Annotated in this window: 18 protein-coding genes; 3 read left to right on the top strand and 15 right to left on the bottom strand. The window is 66.5% G+C overall.

Annotated features, from left to right (window positions below; translation table 11 throughout):
* Window positions 1-8: 8 nt before the first annotated feature.
* The 6 genes from QH195_RS14785 to QH195_RS14760 are packed head-to-tail and all read right to left on the bottom strand — an operon-like array spanning window position 9 to window position 5,984.
* Window positions 9-1,166, bottom strand: a complete 1,158-nt coding sequence (locus QH195_RS14785; protein ID WP_280435784.1) for an LLM class flavin-dependent oxidoreductase — start codon at window positions 1,164-1,166, stop codon at window positions 9-11.
* A complete protein-coding gene (locus QH195_RS14780) occupies window positions 1,163-2,209 on the bottom strand; it encodes an LLM class flavin-dependent oxidoreductase (protein WP_280435783.1) in 1,047 nt (348 codons plus the stop codon). The genes QH195_RS14785 and QH195_RS14780 overlap by 4 nt, the downstream gene beginning before the upstream one ends.
* On the bottom strand, window positions 2,206-3,255 hold the full coding sequence (locus QH195_RS14775; protein ID WP_280435782.1) for an ABC transporter substrate-binding protein: 1,050 nt from the start codon (window positions 3,253-3,255) through the stop codon (window positions 2,206-2,208). Before QH195_RS14775 ends, QH195_RS14780 begins: the two co-directional genes overlap by 4 nt.
* Before the next feature lie 11 nt (window positions 3,256-3,266).
* Entirely contained in the window at window positions 3,267-4,064 is a 798-nt protein-coding gene (locus tag QH195_RS14770) for an ABC transporter ATP-binding protein (RefSeq protein WP_280435781.1), read from the bottom strand.
* On the bottom strand, window positions 4,061-4,924 hold the full coding sequence (locus QH195_RS14765; protein ID WP_280435780.1) for an ABC transporter permease: 864 nt from the start codon (window positions 4,922-4,924) through the stop codon (window positions 4,061-4,063). Before QH195_RS14765 ends, QH195_RS14770 begins: the two co-directional genes overlap by 4 nt.
* A 1-nt stretch (window position 4,925) precedes the next feature.
* Window positions 4,926-5,984, bottom strand: coding sequence for an NrtA/SsuA/CpmA family ABC transporter substrate-binding protein (locus tag QH195_RS14760; RefSeq protein ID WP_280435779.1), 1,059 nt, complete (start codon window positions 5,982-5,984; stop codon window positions 4,926-4,928).
* 268 nt (window positions 5,985-6,252) lie between these two features.
* Here QH195_RS14760 and QH195_RS14755 point away from each other — a divergent pair, with 268 nt between their 5' ends.
* Both QH195_RS14755 and QH195_RS14750 read left to right on the top strand, forming a co-directional pair.
* The gene (locus tag QH195_RS14755; protein WP_280435778.1) at window positions 6,253-7,008 is read left to right on the top strand and encodes an IclR family transcriptional regulator; all 756 of its coding nucleotides are present in this window, start codon (window positions 6,253-6,255) and stop codon (window positions 7,006-7,008) included.
* Between the two features lie 127 nt (window positions 7,009-7,135).
* On the top strand, window positions 7,136-8,326 hold the full coding sequence (locus tag QH195_RS14750; protein ID WP_280435777.1) for an NAD(P)/FAD-dependent oxidoreductase: 1,191 nt from the start codon (window positions 7,136-7,138) through the stop codon (window positions 8,324-8,326).
* Window positions 8,327-8,616: 290 nt separating this feature from the next.
* Here the strand turns inward: QH195_RS14750 and QH195_RS14745 are convergent, their stop codons facing one another.
* The 5 genes from QH195_RS14745 to QH195_RS14725 all read right to left on the bottom strand — a co-directional run bounded on the left by QH195_RS14745 (window position 8,617) and on the right by QH195_RS14725 (window position 11,921).
* On the bottom strand, window positions 8,617-9,009 hold the full coding sequence (locus tag QH195_RS14745) for a hypothetical protein (protein WP_280435776.1): 393 nt from the start codon (window positions 9,007-9,009) through the stop codon (window positions 8,617-8,619).
* A 55-nt stretch (window positions 9,010-9,064) separates the two neighbouring features.
* Window positions 9,065-10,735: a hypothetical protein gene (locus tag QH195_RS14740; protein ID WP_280435775.1), complete on the bottom strand. Its 1,671-nt coding sequence runs from the start codon at window positions 10,733-10,735 to the stop codon at window positions 9,065-9,067.
* A 5-nt stretch (window positions 10,736-10,740) separates the two neighbouring features.
* Window positions 10,741-11,058, bottom strand: coding sequence for a hypothetical protein (locus QH195_RS14735; protein WP_280421607.1), 318 nt, complete (start codon window positions 11,056-11,058; stop codon window positions 10,741-10,743).
* Window positions 11,059-11,189: 131 nt separating this feature from the next.
* Window positions 11,190-11,498 (bottom strand): DUF6802 family protein, encoded by a 309-nt coding sequence (locus tag QH195_RS14730; protein ID WP_280421606.1) that lies wholly within the window; start codon window positions 11,496-11,498, stop codon window positions 11,190-11,192.
* A 231-nt stretch (window positions 11,499-11,729) separates the two neighbouring features.
* A complete protein-coding gene (locus tag QH195_RS14725) occupies window positions 11,730-11,921 on the bottom strand; it encodes a PspC domain-containing protein (protein ID WP_280421605.1) in 192 nt (63 codons plus the stop codon).
* Window positions 11,922-12,352: 431 nt separating this feature from the next.
* Here QH195_RS14725 and QH195_RS14720 point away from each other — a divergent pair, with 431 nt between their 5' ends.
* On the top strand, window positions 12,353-12,823 hold the full coding sequence (locus QH195_RS14720) for a hypothetical protein (RefSeq protein ID WP_280435774.1): 471 nt from the start codon (window positions 12,353-12,355) through the stop codon (window positions 12,821-12,823).
* Window positions 12,824-12,836: 13 nt separating this feature from the next.
* On the opposite strand, the gene glmM is transcribed toward QH195_RS14720, so the two are convergent.
* The 4 genes from glmM to QH195_RS14700 form a co-directional block, all read right to left on the bottom strand.
* Window positions 12,837-14,219, bottom strand: coding sequence for a phosphoglucosamine mutase (glmM, locus tag QH195_RS14715; protein ID WP_280435773.1), 1,383 nt, complete (start codon window positions 14,217-14,219; stop codon window positions 12,837-12,839).
* Between the two features lie 195 nt (window positions 14,220-14,414).
* Window positions 14,415-14,927, bottom strand: coding sequence for a 30S ribosomal protein S9 (gene rpsI / locus QH195_RS14710; RefSeq protein ID WP_280421602.1), 513 nt, complete (start codon window positions 14,925-14,927; stop codon window positions 14,415-14,417).
* The gene (gene rplM, locus QH195_RS14705) at window positions 14,924-15,367 is read right to left on the bottom strand and encodes a 50S ribosomal protein L13 (RefSeq protein ID WP_033243446.1); all 444 of its coding nucleotides are present in this window, start codon (window positions 15,365-15,367) and stop codon (window positions 14,924-14,926) included. The genes rpsI and rplM overlap by 4 nt, the downstream gene beginning before the upstream one ends.
* Before the next feature lie 151 nt (window positions 15,368-15,518).
* Complete coding sequence (locus QH195_RS14700; RefSeq protein WP_280435772.1) at window positions 15,519-16,019, bottom strand: hypothetical protein; 501 nt, start codon at window positions 16,017-16,019, stop codon at window positions 15,519-15,521.
* Window positions 16,020-16,440: the final 421 nt, after the last annotated feature.

The raw sequence follows: 16,440 nt of genomic DNA, 5'->3' as shown, positions 1-16,440 counted from the left end.
TCATTCTCCTATCGGGTGGAAAGGGTGCGGACCCGGGTGGGAGTGGTGCGCCGGAGGAGCGGCAGCACTTCTTCGCCCACGCGGTAGGCCTCTTCGAGGTGGGGGTTACCGGCGAGGATGAACGCGTCCACGCCGAGGTCGATCAGTTGGTCGAGGCGTTCGGCTGTTTGCTCGTAGCTACCCACGATTCCGAATGCCGGGCCGCCCCGGATCAGGCTGAATCCGCACCAGACGTTGGGCTGGACTTCCAGGTCGCGGTAGCCGGTGATGTTCTCCGGCACCCACCCTTTGATACGGGCGGCACCGACGGAGTCGCCTCGGGCGGCGCGGTCGGCGGCCGCGCGGTCCACGAACGCCCAGCCCTTCTCGATCTCCGCCCACGCGGCCTCTTCGGTATGCCTGGCGACAATGTCGATCCGGACGGCGAACTTCGGTATGCGGCCCGACTTCTCGGAGTGCGCACGGACACCGTCGAACTTCGCCCGCAGGTCGGCGAACGGTTCGAGCCAGGACAGGTAGTAGTCGGAGTGTCTGCCCGCGGCGTCCACGGCGGCGCCGGACGACCCGGAGAAGTACACCTCGGGGAAGGGCTGTGCCGCCAATTTCGGTGGCAGGGCCGCGCCGTGGGTCCGGAAGAACCGCCCGTCGTAGTCGAAGGGCGTGCCCTCCCACACGCCCCGCAGAACATCGAGGAACTCCGAGGTCCGCGCATAGCGGTCGTCGTGCTGGACTTTGTCGCCCCACCACAACTGCGGTGCGCCACCACCGCCACTGATGATGTTGTAGACCAGGCGTCCCCCGGTGGCACGTTGCAGGCTCGCGGACATCCGGGCGGCCTGTAGTGGATGCAGGAATCCGGGCTGGAACGCCACCATGAAACGGTAGGTATCGCTTTCCCGGGCGAGCGCGGACGCGGTGGCCCACGGGTCTTCGGTGACCGGGAAGGAGGGCAACAGCCCACCGACGAATCCCGCGGACTCCGACGCCTTCACCACTGCGGCCATATGGTCGATATAGCTGTATCCGTCCAGCCTGCCGCCGCGGATCGCGGGCGCGATATTGCCCGGCCCGTGGCCGCCTGCGTGGCCGCGGTTGTAGCGACGTGGGGTACGCAGCGACGCATGGTCGCCCTCCATACCGATGCGCCAGTAGAAGTCCGTGCTCACGCGTGGTTCTCCTGTCCTGCGAGAGTGCGGCCGGCCGGGTCGACGAGGTGCAGCAGATGCTCGCCGGCTCGGTGCAGTTCCTCGATATGCGGTTGCCCGGTCAGCTCGAATATCTCGATGCCCCGCGCCCGGTAGTCCGAAAGTGCCTGCGCCACCTGTTCGTAGCTGCCGACCAGACCGATCGAACGGGTGTAGCCGATACGGTCGAAGCCGGACCAGCGCGAGCCGTCGAGTACGAGTGCCCGGATCTCGGCGTCGGCCGCCGCCGGACGAACCTCACGCCACTGGCGCAGCACCCGCGCCCACGCCTCGTCCGCGGTCTCCCGCGCAATGACCGGCAGGGCGAGGCCCGCGCGCACGGTGCGCCCGGCCTTGCTCGCCGCATTCCGCAACGTCGCCACCGCGTCGTCTACACCCGCTGAGGTCTCGTCGAACACATGCAAATCGCCGTGCCCGGCCGACAGTTCGATCGCCTCGGGCGAATTGCCCGACAGGTGGACACCGGGGAATGGCAGACCGGACAGAATGCCGCGGAATCCGCCGTCGACGACGTCGTAATATTCGCCGGCGAACTCGAACCCGGTGCCGCCGAACCGGCCGGGCAGTATCTGTTCCTCGTTCCACACACCCCGTGCGACCGTGAGGAATTCGGCGGCCCGCCGGTAACGGTCGGCGCCGGTGACCCGATCACCGTGCGCTGCCGCGTCGCGCGAATCGGTTTCGACGCGCAACCGCCAGTCGAGCCGGCCGTTCGAAAGTCGTTGCAGGGTCGCCGACAGTTTGGCCGCGTACACGGGCGTCCCGAACGCGGGATGGAATTCGACGCCGACCCGCAGGTGCCGAGTCTGTCGCAGGGCCGAGCCGGCGACCACCCACGACTCCTCCCCCTCCGGATCGTAGGGGGCGACGACACCGTCGAGCCCGGACAATTCAGCGGCGAGGACCACCTGATCGAGGAAATCGAAACCGCCGCGGTGGGCGGAGACCGAGCCGACATGCCGCCCGTCCCCGCGAACCGGCAGTTCCCAGCGGAACTCGGTCACGATGACACCTCTCGTTCGGCGGCGAGTTGCGCGCTCGCCTGTTGCAGCGGCTCCGGGGCGACCCACGCCGCGAGGTCGAAGTCGGTGGCGAGGAAGCCGTGGGTGTAGAGGAACCTTTTCTGAACGTCGAGCAGTTCGATCCGCTCGTCGGACAGCGTGGGATGCAGACCACGGTGGAAGGTGCCGCCGTACGCGGCCTCCACTCCTGCCGTGCCGGAGAAGGTTTCCCGCGCGAGTACGGTGCGGACCTCGTCGAGGTGGTCCGCGGCCCAGTTCGCAGCCCGCAATGTCTGTGTGAGGAACCCGACGACCAGGTCGGGACGCGACTCCAGCAGTTCCGTGTGCACGGTGATCGGGCGTGGGGTGCCGTTGTTGACGCGGGAACGCCTCGATTCGGTGGCGTCCAGGTCCACCGCGGTCCGCAGGCCGTGTTCGCGGGCGACCTCCTGAGCGCGCGCGCCCTTGACGTAGATCGCGTCGACATCACCGGCGAGCAGCGCCTCCACACCCCAGGTGGTGATTCTGCGACCCCCGGCGTTCTCGCCCCGTACCTGCGGGTCGCGCTCGACCGCCACTTCGACGGGCCGGACGTCCGCGAAGGTCAGCCCACCGAGCGCGAGCGCACTCGCGAATCCGTGCAGCGCCATCGCCCGGGGGAAGCTGCGGGCCCGGTCCTGCGCCCATGCGGGAACCGCGATCCGCAGCCCGGCCAGGTCTTTCGGTCCGGAAACCGGTGAATCGGGCGCCACCAGGATCGCTTGCGCTTCGTCGATCCAGGTCAGGCCGATCAGCCTGGTGGGTGAGCCCTCGGCCCGGGCGGCGAGGGCGGGCACATTGCCGCCCTCGCGGATCAAGCCCAGCAGCTGGTGGTCGAAGTGTCGCGGTGCCAGTTCGGGGCCGGCGTCCTGCAACACACCCAGACCGATCCCCGCCGCGGCGGCGGTCTCGCCCAGCCAGCCGAGACTGTGGGCCAAACCGCTCGCGGTGGGCACCGGGCAACGCGTGTACCAGAGAGTGTCGAGGACAGTGTCGGCTGCAGCGGTCATCGCATGCTCCTTCAAGTGGTCGTGGGGGAAGCTGTCCGGCCGACACCCAGCTCGGCGAGGAAAGCCGTGCGATAGCGCAGGGACTCCGGATCGGTGCGGTCCCGGGGGCGGGCGAGGTCGATATCGGTATCGACGGCGAACCGGCCTTCGTTGAGGATCAGTACCCGGTCGGCCAGCCGGACCGCTTCGTCGACATCATGGGTCACCAGGAGCACCGCCGGACGATGCCGGGCGACGAGGTCGCCGACCAGGTCCTGCATCTGCAGCCGGGTCAGTGCGTCGAGCGCCGCGAACGGTTCGTCGAGCAGCAGCAGTTCCGGTTCGCGAACCAGCGCCCGGGCCAGCGCCACCCGCTGCGCCTCGCCACCCGACAGCGTCGCCGGCCACTGACGCGCCTTACCGTCGAGATTGACCTCGGCCAGTGCGCGGGTCGCGCGCTCCTTCGCCTCGCCGGTGCGCCGCTGCCCGATGGTGACGTTGCCGAGAACCCGCTTCGACGGGATCAGTCGCGGCTCCTGGTAGACGGTTGTCCGGCGGCCGGGTACGAGAATCTTTCCCCCGTCCGGCTTTTCGAGGCCCGTCAGTAACCGCAGCAGGGTGGTCTTTCCGGTTCCGGACGGGCCGAGCAGGACGACGAACTCGCCGCGGCGGATCTCCAGGTCGATTCCGTCGAGAACGGTTTTCTCGCCGAACTTCTTGTGCAAGCCGGTGATCGACACCGCGATCGGTTCGCCTTCCCTGCGGGCGGTCGCCGCCACCGGGCTCGGTGTGCGCGTGGACAACGGTGGCAAAGGCGCTTCGGGGCTCATCGCGCGGCCACCTGGGCACGCCACGGCATCGCGAACCGCTCGATGATCCGGACCGTTCCGTCGAAGATCAAGCCCAGTAGCGCGTACAGCACCACACACAGCACCATGTAGTCGGTGCGGTTGTACTCCTGTGCGAGAGTCACCAGGTATCCGATTCCTTCCCTGGTTCCCACCTGTTCGGCCGCGATCAGGCCGGTGATCGCGATGGAAAGGCATATCCGCAGCGCCATCAGCACCCCGGGCAGTGCCGAGGGAAGAATCACCTCGACCACCAGGCGCGGCCCCCGTGCACCGAAGCTGCGCGCCGCTTCGACCACCTTGCGATCGACATTGCGGACCCCGAGATAGGTGTAGGCGTACATGGGCCCGACGGTGGCGAACGCGATCAGCAGCACCTTGAACGTCTCGTCGATACCGAACCAGGCGATGAAAAGGGGAACCAACGCGAGGAACGGAACAGCTCGGTTGATCTGCATCGTGGAATCCACGAGTTCCTCACCGAGGCTGGACAAGCCCGAGAAGATGCCGAGGACCAACCCCGTCACGACCCCGAACAACACACCGAGAGCGGCGCGATGGAACGAGGCGATCGAGTAGTCGACCAGCTGTCCGGTCTCGTACAACTCCGCGAAAGCCGTCCACACCTTCGGCGGTCCGGCCAGGATCTCCTCGGGAATCACACCGGTTGCCGAACCGATCCACCACACCGTGACGAGCAGGGCGGGGACGAGGAAGCGCAGCGGGATCGACACCCACCGGCGCCGGCGCCGGCCCGCCCGGTATCGCGGCACCTCCAGGCCGGATTGCGCGAGGCGCTGCCCGGGACCGCCCTTCACCGGCGGTGTCGTCGCGATGGCCATCTCATTTCCCCGTTGTCGGTGCGGGCTGATTTCCCGCGGCGGCGAGCTTTTCCTCGAGCGGATAGAAGACATCCGCCGCGGTGACGGCTCGGGTGATCACACCGTTCTCGTAGAACAGATCCGCCACTCCTTGCAGATCGGCGGCGTCCTCGGCGGTCGGATAGTGCGGCACCGACGCCCGGCGGCCGAGGTCTATCGCACGCTCGAGTCGTTCACCGGACAGCGCGCGCGGCCCGGCCTTCTCGAATACGTTCTCGAAGTCCTCCGGGTCGGCCCGCTGACGCTCGACCAGTTGCTGCAGCGTCTCGAGGTACTTGGCGGCGACATCGGGCCGTTGTTCGAGCACCTCGGTGCGGAACGCGACGATCGTGTTGTCGGTTGAGCCGACGGTGGCCTCGGTCGCGATCTCGACGGCCCCGCGGGCCTTGGCTTCCGCGTACGGATCGTTGAACGATGCCCAGGCGTCGACCTGCCCGGTGGAGAAGGCGGAGGCGGCGTCCGATATCTGCAGCGGCACCCGCTCGACCCGGTCGAACGGAATTCCGGCCTGCTCCAGTGCTTTCAGCGTGATGTACTCGCCTTTACCGGCCGGGTTGACGGCGATCCGCTTGCCGACGAGATCCTCGACTTTTCTGATTCCCGAATCCGGTGAGGCGATGATGCCGGCCTGATCCTGATCGACAGGGTCGGCGACGGCGATGATCCGAACGCCGACATCCTTCGACAGCGCACCCACCACCGGGCTGTAGGCGCCACCGGAAACGTCCAGTTCGCCGGCATTGAACAATTTGAGGTTCGCGCTGAACGAAGGCGGCGCGTCGACCCACTCGATCTTCGCACCCAACGGAGCGAGTGCTTCGTCGAAAGTACCGTCCCGCTTCGCCACCGCGAGCGGTCCGGAGTTTCCTTCGTCGGTGACCTTGAGGATGAAGGTGGGTTCGCCACCCGCTCCGGATTCGTCCGGGTTTCCGCCGGAACCGCAGGCGGCGGCAACCAACGCAACGACGGGAAGGATCGCGAGGGCAGCGCGCACTCGAGGTAGTCGGCGGTGGGAACGCATCGGTGTCGGCTCCTGGTCGAAAGATGGCGGGGTACTCGAGAAAGCTATGCCGCTCCCATCGAGGTGCCCACCTTTACCTTTCCTTTGACCGGAAAGCTTGACTCCACAGCTGGATGTATGTTTGTTCGCTGCAAGACATCAGTTCTGCGTAATTTCCCAGTTCCAGGCGACCGCCGAAACCTTGGAACCGCTTCGATCCAGCACCACACTTTCCGTATAACGGAAAGATTGTTGATCGAGCAGGCGCATCCCGTGCTAGCGTCGCCACGTGGATCCCACGTCCTCGGCCCATGGACAACTGCAGTCCGTCGCGCGTGCGCTGTCCGTCCTCGCCTGCTTCCGCGACAGCGAAGACCTCGGCGTCTCCGAGATCGCCCGGCGACTCAACCTGCCGGTGAGCACTACCCATCGCCTGCTCTCCGCACTTGTCGAGGCCGGCTTTCTCGACAAGGTGGACTCGCCCAGCCGATACCGATTGGGTACCGCACTGGCCGAATACGGCCAGATCGCCTACCGACAGCACCGCATACACCTCGCCGAACCGCACCTCGAGGAGCTGGCGACGATCACCGGCGCAAAAGCCTCCATCGCGACGCGGCACGGTAACGATGCCGTTCTGCTGGGGACCAGCAGCTGGCGCGAGGCGGAGGGTCATGAACTACAAGGCCTCCGGCTTCCCCTGCACGCGAGCGCACTCGGCAAGGTACTCCTGGCCTGGGCGCAGGCCGGCGAGGACGAGCTGGCCCGGTTGCCGTACGACACCGGCACCGCACGGTCGATTGCGGGGCCGGTGGAGCTCGGCCGGGAACTCGCCCACACACGGCAACGTGGGTACGCGTTCAACGACGAAGAGCTCGTGCACGGCTTCCGGACCATCGGCGTACCGATAGGTGAGGAGCCGGGACAGGTCCGGTTCGCTCTCGGGCTGCGCGGGCCCCTCGAGCTGATGATCGACGAACGGGTGCCGTTCTTCGTCGACCTCGCGAAGGTCACCGCCCGCAAGATCGCGGATGTCCTCCACTGATCACGACCCTGAACGGTCGCCTCACTACTGAATGAACCACAGACAATAAGTGATCTGACTCACACACTGTCAGGATCTTCGAAGCTGCGCTGTCTTGTTTTCGAACCCTCGAAACGAAGGAGACACCGTGAGCAACAACATCGATGTGGTGGTGATCGGCGGCGGATATGCCGGAGTGATGGCGGCCAACCGCCTGACCAAGCGCGACGACGTGACGGTGACCGTGATCAATCCCCGCGAGGTCTTCGTTCCCCGACTGCGGTTGCACCAGCTGGTGGGCGGGACCCACGATGCGGTCGTCGACTATCAGGCCGTCCTGGCCGAGGGAGTCCGGCTGGTCGTCGACAGTGTCACGCGGATCGATGCGGCCGAGCGCAGCCTGACGCTGGCCGGCGGCGGCACGATCGGCTACGACTACCTGATCTACGCGGTGGGCAGCGCCGGCGCAGTGTCGCGAGTGCCGGGTGCGGCCGAATTCGCCTATCCCGTGGCAACGCTGGAGGCAGCGCAGCGGCTACGGTCGGCGCTTTTCGATATCCCCATGACAGCGCCGGTGACAGTGATCGGCGGCGGCCCGACCGGTATCGAAACCGCCGCGGAGCTGGCCGAGCAGGGACGTGCGGTCACCTTGATCTGCGGCAGCGTTCTCGGCGCCTACCTGCACCCGAAAGCTCGGCGCACGGCCCGCAAATACTTCGCCCGGCTGGGAGCAACCGTGATCGAAGGCCCCGATGCGACGGTCACCGCGGTCACCCGGGACGCCGTCGAACTCGGCAACGGCCGGACACTCGCAAGTGAGATCACCATCTGGACAGCAGGTTTCGATGTGCCGGATCTGGCCGGGCGCAGCGGGTTGAGCACCGACGCCACCGGCCGTCTGCTCACCGACGAAACCCTGACCAGCGTGGACGACAACCGCATCGTCGCGGCCGGCGACTCATCGGCCCCCTCGGACCTGCCGTTCCGCATGAGCGCCTACACCGCCTACTGCCTGGGCGCCCACGCCGCCGACACCGTGCTGCACCGCATCGCGGGCGAACAACCCACCCCGATCGACCTCGCCTTCCCCGCCATGTGCCTCAGCTTCGGCCGGGAAGCCGGGATCTACCAGCTCGGCCACAAGGACGAAACCGGAATGCGGCTGTACTTCAGCGGGTTCGCGGGCAAGAAACTCAAGGAATTCGCCTGCGAGGCCGGTATCAAGCATCTGGCGACCGAAGCGCAGAAGCCCGGCTCGCACCGCTGGTTCAAGGACGGCAAACACCGCCCACAGCTCCTGCAAGCCCAGCGCGACAACACATCGACACCGGTCACCTAGAGCGCACAAGCCTCCGACCCAACCCGCGGACGCTGAACCATCAATGTCCCGGCCGCGCCGCTATTGGCTGTGGCGACCTCGCTCGTTGCCGCCTCGGTCACCGGTAGGGTCGAAAATGCCGGGTCCAGCAGGTAGAACGGTTGCGGCGCGGCCGGCGTAGGTACCGCAATGTAGACGAGGTTGCCTCGTCGATCGCGGCCCCTGGCCGGGTACTGGGGAGCCGACCACCGTAGACAGCGGACAGGAGGTGTGGGCAAAGGCGGTATGAGCGCCCAGGGCACCGCAAGGGCTCAGACCAACCAGCTCCTGCGCCGGTAGTACTCCGCCTCGTCGTCACCGTCGTCGTCGATCGGCGTAACAACAGTTCCCGAGCGACGAGCCGCGGCCGAACGAGCGATTGCTTCCCGTTGGTCGTACATGTCACCGAGAGCCGGTTGAACTGTCTCCCCCGGCGCAGACAGCTCATTATCTAGCGCCGTAGCCTGCTCATCGGATCTGCGCCCTGCCTCTTGCGTCTCGTACTCGGCTCGCTGGACAGTCTGGCGAATCTTTTCGGCCGTCTGCTCCGTCAACGCCGCGAGCTCCGCAGCCACCCGCTGGTTTGCCGCGCGCAACTCACTGAGCCGGGCAGAACTTCGTCGATACACATCCTCGGCGATCTCGTCGACATCCCGAAAAACCATGGTTCCGATCCTCCTCGAACGGCATTGCGTCACGACGACGGTTGTGGCCGCCTGGTCACAGCGGGCCGGCCTCGGCCAATTGGGCGCCGGTATCTACCGGGGGAGCCGGTGGCGGGGGTGGTGCCGCTGCGGTCTCCTCGCCACCTTGGATCATCGGATCGTCAGCGGGCGGGAGGTCCTCCTCATCCGCGGGAGCCGGATAATCCTGTGGCTGGTGTTCACCATCCTCGCCGTTCGTCCCCTTGGGGACGCCAGGAATACCGGGCGGCACGCCCGTGCCGACCGGATTCTCCGTATCGGACTCGCCGTTTTCCGAGTCGGTTTCACCGGGTGATTCTTCGGGGACAAGTGTTGGCGTACCGTCCGCACCGATAGTCAACTTGTAGTTCTGCGGTTCGCCGTCCTCACCACTCACCACAAGACGCAATTGGCCATCAGGCCCCATTTCGAGCTTGTACTCCTTGCCGTTCAGCTCGATACCTTTGTCCTGGCCGTCTTGTTCGGTGTCGCCTGGTTCGTCGGGCTTCCCGTCACCATCCGCGTCCTCGTCCGGCTGTCCATCGCCGTCGAGGTCGACTTCCTGCTCCGCTTGCTCGCGTAACTGCTCGAGGGTGCTCGTAATCTGTTCGTTCGCGGAAGTCACCAATTGACTCAACCCCGAGGCGAGCTGAGTACCGAGGCCCGAGGAAGCGAGCTGTGTGCCCAACTCCGTCAACGCCGAAAGTGGGTTATCGCCGCTGGGTGTGGTTCCAGGGTCCCCGGCCGTAGTGGGATTTGTGCCCGTCGGAGTCCCCGAGGGCGTACCTGACGGGGTCCCGGCAGGAGTACCGGACGGGGTTCCTGCCGGGGTACCGGACGGGGTCTGAGGTGTCCCCGGAGTTTCCTGCACACCCTGGGGGCAGGGATAAGCCTGCTCCGAAAGCTTTCCCATCAGATCGATGATCACACGATATTCACCCCGCACAGCCTCATTTACCGCGGTACAGGTATCGATGAAATGCTTTAATTTTTCTTCATAGCTTCCCTTGAACTTGTCAAGCCAGTCCCGGCAGTGATCTTCAATATCACCACCGATCCCGGGAACAAGAAAAAGTGTCCCATCACTGAGACTCGGAAATATCCTCTGAATCTTACTCAGAAGAGAGTTCTCCGTACTGTTTGTCCACCCAATTCCCTGCGCCGCAGAAATTATGGAATCGACATCCTCCGGAGTTTTATGGTCGTGCGTGACATGATCCGGCGTCTGGAGTATCTCCGGAAGCATCTCCACCTTGGGGAGAATAGTCCGACGCAGCGCGTCGGGCGCCTTTTCCAGTTGCTCCTTCACCTTTTGGACGACCTCGATATCGCCAGCGGAATAAGCTAGCTGGTCCGCGACCATAATCGACGCGTTCGCGGCGCTCTGGCCAGACCATATCGACGGCAGGTTCTGGGCTAGACGGGTCAATTCGTCATGTTGCGCTCTCGCATTCCCGATGACATCGGCCAGAACCCCCGAGAGCGTTCGGAACTTCTCCTCGTCGAGCCCGTTCTGCGCGTAGAACAACTCGTGTAAGTCCGAATAACTTTTCATGAAGACCGGCGGACTGCCGACCCAGCGGTCGTATCGAGGCCCGAAATACTCGAAATACAGCAGAGCTTTCGAACCCTCCTCGAGCATCTTGATGACCGGCCAGGTCAAGTCGGGTGTGGGGAATGCTACGCAATCTTCGATCTCAACAGGCATAGGAATCAGCTCGCCGCCTTATCGGTCTCGCTCGCATTCTCGTCATCGACATTGGAGATCGTGACAACGTCATCGCCTATAGCCTCTCCGGTGAGCTGTGTTGCCTCCGCCCAGTCGTTGAGCCAGTTCTCGATTTCTCGGAGGCCCGACTCCAGCTCACCGCCTTCCTTTGCGTACGCGGCGCCTACATGGGCTTTTCCGATAATATTTCCGGCTACCTTGGCCGCTTGGCCCTTGATTACCCCCGCACTGGTACGGAAGCTGTTTCCCATCACCCCCAGTGCGTCCGCATCCATCCCGACCGGCTGATCACCCGTACTCATGGGTCTCCCCTCCGTCCTGCCCGCCCCTCCCGGGAGGTCCCCGATCGGCCCTGCGGCGCTGTGTTGCCAACTGATTCGACGCGCCCGCCCCGGTTCCGGTTCCACCCCGACTCCGGACGTTTCGTACGTGCTTACTCCCCCACAGTCCCCTGATCCGTCTGCCGCCATTCCCCGGTCCCGTCCGGGTTGCGGTGGTACTCCCAGGCAGCGTAGTCGCCGTCGTTTTCCACCACGCTGAGCTGGTCGGCGTAGCCGTCGAGGTCGGAGTCGGTCCAGACGCTCATCGAGTCGGAGTTCGTGGTGGTGAAGGTGTCGAGGATGCCGTCGCCGTCGAGGTCCTGGGTGGGGCTTTCCATCTCGACCGGCCCGAGATCGTCCAGCGATGAGGTGGCGTCGAAGCTCGGCATTCCGAGACCTGGGAACTCTCCGGATACGGGCATGGGTCCTCCTGAGTTCCATATCGGTGGCGCTACGAGTTTCGGCCTATCTTTCCATCCCGGGCATCGGAACGCAGCCCCCGGAGACTTGCTCGAATCCGGCAGGTACAGCGCAACCACAGTCGGTACCGCGCGCAACCGGGCGACCCCGGCGATACAGCGCAGCCCCGCTCCCATACGGGAGCGGGGCTCGGTAGCGGCTCACGGGGAGCCGACGGATCCTCCGGTGCGCGGTCAGCGTTTGGGCATCATCAACCACAGCACCAGGTAGACGACGAACTGCGGGCCGGGGAGGATGCACGATACGACGAAGAGCAGGCGGACGATTCCGGAGCTCCAGCCGAAGTATTCGGCGATACCGCCGCAGACACCGCCGACCCACTTGTCGGTGGTGGAGCGAGTGAAGCGGCGTGTGGGGGCGGTCATGGCGGTCCTTTCGACAGCGGGGACTACACACTCCACTGTCCGCGCCGTAGAACGGGCGCGCATCGGTAGCGATACCGATACGCACCCTGATATCCGGCGACCCGGGCTCAGGGTCGACCCCGAATACCGGAGCGCACTGTGGACTTCGCGCGCCGCGACGCACTCTCGCCGGGCAGATGCCGACCGAGTTCGACGGCGAGACATCATGATCGCGACCGCGAATATTCTCCGGCCTTATCTTTCCCCTGGCCGAGGCACCTGTCGCCGCGCCTCGGTGCCGTGGCGCAGCCGGCCGCGCGGGGTACCGAGCCGGTCGACCGCTGCAATGGGTGCCGCGCGGTCGGCAGCGAACGCTCGGGCAAGATGGGCAGCGAACGCGCGGGCAAGACAAGGGGAACACCGCAACAGTTCACGCGCGGGTCAGGAGTGGGATGCAGGACACCGTGGGACCGATGAGCGCACCGGGCACCCTCTCGGCGCAGCTCGGCGTGGACACCCGGTTCACCCTGGTGGTGACCGGACTCATCTTCCTGTCGGCGCTGGTATTGGGGACCTGGAAATACCATGGCATCCGCACCTCACCGGACGGCGCGGCGCACGTATACGTCGATATAGCGCATCGCGCCGCCCTGATGTACGCCTTCGCGGGGCTGCTGCTGGCCACGTTCACCGAACTGAGCGGGTGGCCGACCGCGGTGAACCTGGTGGCCGCCGCGATCGTCCTCGCGTTCTTCGTCGGTGCCATCGCGACCTATGCGTGGCACGGATACCGCCGTGACACGACCAATCAGTTCCGCGGCGATATCGGCGGGCAGCTCAGGGGCACCATGATCGCGCTCGTGGTGGGCGAGATCGGCGGATTCCTGGTGTTGTTCAGCGGTTTCCTCTGGTCCCTGCGCTGACGGCTGTCGAGACCTATACGGCCGCTACCCGTTTGGCGATATCGTCGGCGATTTCCTCGGCCTGCGCGGGATCGGTGGCTTCCACCATCACCCGTACCAGCTGTTCGGTACCGCTCGGGCGCAGCAGCACCCGCCCGGACTCGCCGAGCACGCGTTCGGCCTCCTGCACCGCGGCACGCACCTCCGCGGCCCCGGTAGCGGCCGCCTTGTCGGTGACGGGCACGTTCACCAGCACCTGCGGTACCTTCTGCACCACATTCGCCAACTCCGCCAGCCGTTTTCCGGTCGCGGCCATCCGGGCCATCAACTGCAGGCCGGTGAGAATACCGTCGCCGGTGGTGCCGAACCGCGGGAAGACCACATGGCCGGACTGTTCGCCGCCGAGGGTGAAACCGCCGCTGCGGAGTTCTTCGAGCACATAGCGGTCGCCGACACCGGTGGTGCGCACGGTGATTCCGGCGTCACGCATGGCGATATGCAGGCCCAGATTGCTCATCACGGTGGCGACGAGGGTGTTCTCGGCAAGAGTTCCGGCTTCGTGCATACCGAGAGCGAGGATCGCCATGATGGCGTCACCGTCGACGAGTTCGCCGGCGGCGTCCACGGCCAGGCAGCGGTCGGCGTCGCCGTCGTGGGCCAGGCCCAGATCGGCACCGTGTTCACGGACCGCGCGCTGCACCTGCTCGATATGGGTCGAGCCCACGCCGTCGTTGATATTGAGGCCGTCGGGCTCGGCGTTGATCGGAATGACCTGTGCCCCGGCTTCCCGGTACGCGGCCGGACCGACCTCCGACGCGGCGCCGTGAGCGCAGTCCACGACGACGGTCAGGCCGTTCAGGTCTCGGCCGGTGACCTCGACGAGATGCTCGATATAGCGCTCATGGGTGCCTTCGAGACTGAATTCGGGCATATCGAAACCGGGATGCCGCGACCCCGGCGCGGCGAGCACCCGTCCGATACCCGCGCCGGTCGGCCGGACGAAATCGCCGGATGCGGCCACCGCCTCGATTCGGTCTTCGACGGCGTCGTCGAGCTTGTGCCCGCCTGCCGCGAAGATCTTGATCCCGTTGTCTGGCATGGGATTGTGTGAGGCGGAGATCATCACCCCGAGGCTCGCGTCGTGGAGCGCGGTCAGATAGGCGACGGCGGGAGTCGGCAGGACACCGACCGGTAACACATCCATTCCGGCGGCGGACAGCCCCGCGGTGACGGCGGCCTCCAGCATCTCACCGCTCGCGCGCGGATCCCGGCCCACCACCGCGACCTTGCGGCGACCGGACCGGATCTCGGTCCCCAGAACCTGCGCCGCCGCGCCCGCGAGGCGCAACGCGAGCTCCGGGCTCAACGAATCATTGGCCAGCCCGCGTACACCGTCGGTGCCGAACAAACGTCCCATACCTTGCCCCTCGTCAGTGAGTCCACAGCGCGCGACGGCCGCTGCCGGAAACACCGTCGAGACGGCCGGCCGGCGAGCACCGCGGTAGATACAGCACGAGAGCAGGCGACCAGACTCCGGCTGGTTGCCTGCTCTCGGAACCGACACCGGCCCGCCCGCCCACATACCGTGAGCGGACGACCGGCACCGGTGATATCAGCGCTTCGAGTACTGCGGCGCTTTACGGGCCTTCTTGAGGCCGTACTTCTTGCGCTCGGTGGCACGCGGGTCACGAGTGAGGAACCCGGCGCGCTTGAGCGCGGGACGATCGTCGGCGTTGGCCACGGTCAGCGCACGGGCGATGGCCAGGCGCAGCGCGCCCGCCTGCCCGGAGGGGCCGCCGCCGTGCAGACGCGCGAACACATCGAACGATTCGAGGCGCTCGACGGTGACCAGCGGGGACTTCACCAGCTGCTGGTGCACCTTGTTCGGGAAGTAGTCCTCGATCGAGCGGCCGTTCAGCACGAAGTTGCCGGTACCCGGCACCAGACGCACCCGGACCACAGCCTCTTTACGGCGGCCTACGGTCTGGACGGGGCGGTCCAGCGGGGCCGCGAACTCGACGAATTCGGTGTCGTCGTCGTAGACGACGCCCTCGTCCAGCACCTCGGCGGCGGCGTCTTCGACGACCGCTTCGTCGTATTCGGTGTATTCCTCGGGAGCGGTCACTGGGCCACCTGCTTGATCTCGAACGGAACGGGCTGCTGGGCGGCGTGCGGATGGTTCGGGCCCGCGTACACCTTCAGCTTGCCGGCGATGGCGTTGCCGAGCTTGTTCTTGGGGATCATGCCCTTCACGGCCTTCTCCACCAGGCGGTCGGGGCGGGTATCCAGCACCTCACCGACAGTGCGGGACTTGAGGCCGCCGGGATGCCCGGAGTGGTGGTAGATGCGCTTACCGTCGCGCTTGTTGCCACTGATGGCAACCTTGTCGGCGTTGATGATGACGACGAAATCGCCACCATCCATATGCGGAGCGTAGGTCGGCTTGTGCTTGCCACGCAGCAGATTCGCTGCCTGAACGGCAAGACGGCCGAGCACTACGTCAGTGGCGTCGATGACGTACCACTGCCGGGTCACGTCACCCGCCTTCGGGCTGTACGTAGGCACAGTGCTTCCCTGTCTGTCGTCGATGCTGCCGGCCGAGATGCGCGGACGAGGGGTTCCCGGCGGCCGGTTGAGACCCGGGCCTCGGTGTTCCGCACACCAGCGGACCACGATACCAGCCGGCCCGTGACCCCTGAAATCGGCCGCTACCGGCTCAGATGTCGAACGGCGGACCGGGGTCGGTGACCCCCGGCCGGCCGGGCACCAGATAGCGCAGCGTGTCGATACCGGATCGGCCGCATTCGATGCCGTCGTCCTCCGGCGCTTCCCGGCCGGGCACGGATTCGCCCGCCCCGGGTACCGGTACCCGGGCATAGAGCGGACGCTCCGGCGCTGCCCCGGCCTCGCCGGGCGGTTCCAGCTGCACGCGCGGCATGGGTACACAGCCCGCGGCGTCGGCCGGGCCGACGGTCTCGACGCTCTTCCCGGTCGAACTGACGACACCGGGCGGCGCGACCTGCGCCTGCGCGGGGGCGGCACCGCCGACCGCCCCGGCGGAGGCGGCCGCCAGAGCCGCGACACCCAGCACGGCGTGCGCGCCGAACAGGTTGTCCTTCATCTTGTTCCAGAGCTTGCCCTTGCCCTGCTCGTCGTCGGCCTCGGTGCCACCGGTGGACGACCCGCCCGGCTGTCCGGGGACGGACGGCTGGGGCACCGCCGACTGGCTGCCGGTTTCCGGGTCGGGGGCACGGGTGAACCGCCCGGCCGGCCCGGCGATCGGGGGCCGCAGATCACCGCGGTCGATCTGAACGGTGGCGTCGTCGCCCGCCGGTCCGCCCGGGGTGCCGTACTGCTGCTGCGGTCCCGGATAGGGACCGGTCGCCGGATCGCCACCCGGCGCGCGACCTCCACCCTGTGGAACAGGTCCCGGGACGGTCGCGCCGGGGCCGGGCTCACCGGGCCGCGCCCGCCCCGGGGCCGCGGGGACCAGGCCGGGGGGCGCGGGGTTTATATTAGGGTACCAAAGGGTTGCTGGGCCTGGGCGGTTCCGCCGCTATGAATTTAGTGTTACGCACCGCGGGGCGCCCCCGCGGCCGCTGGCCGATCGGGGCGGGGGGGGGGCTCGGGCGGGATTG

The sequence above is a fragment of the Nocardia carnea genome (assembly GCF_029868855.1).
Classification (GTDB): Bacteria; Actinomycetota; Actinomycetes; order Mycobacteriales; family Mycobacteriaceae; genus Nocardia; species Nocardia carnea_A.
The sequence above is the reverse complement of the archived record's forward strand: the minus strand, read 5'-3'. Positions and strand labels throughout refer to the sequence as shown.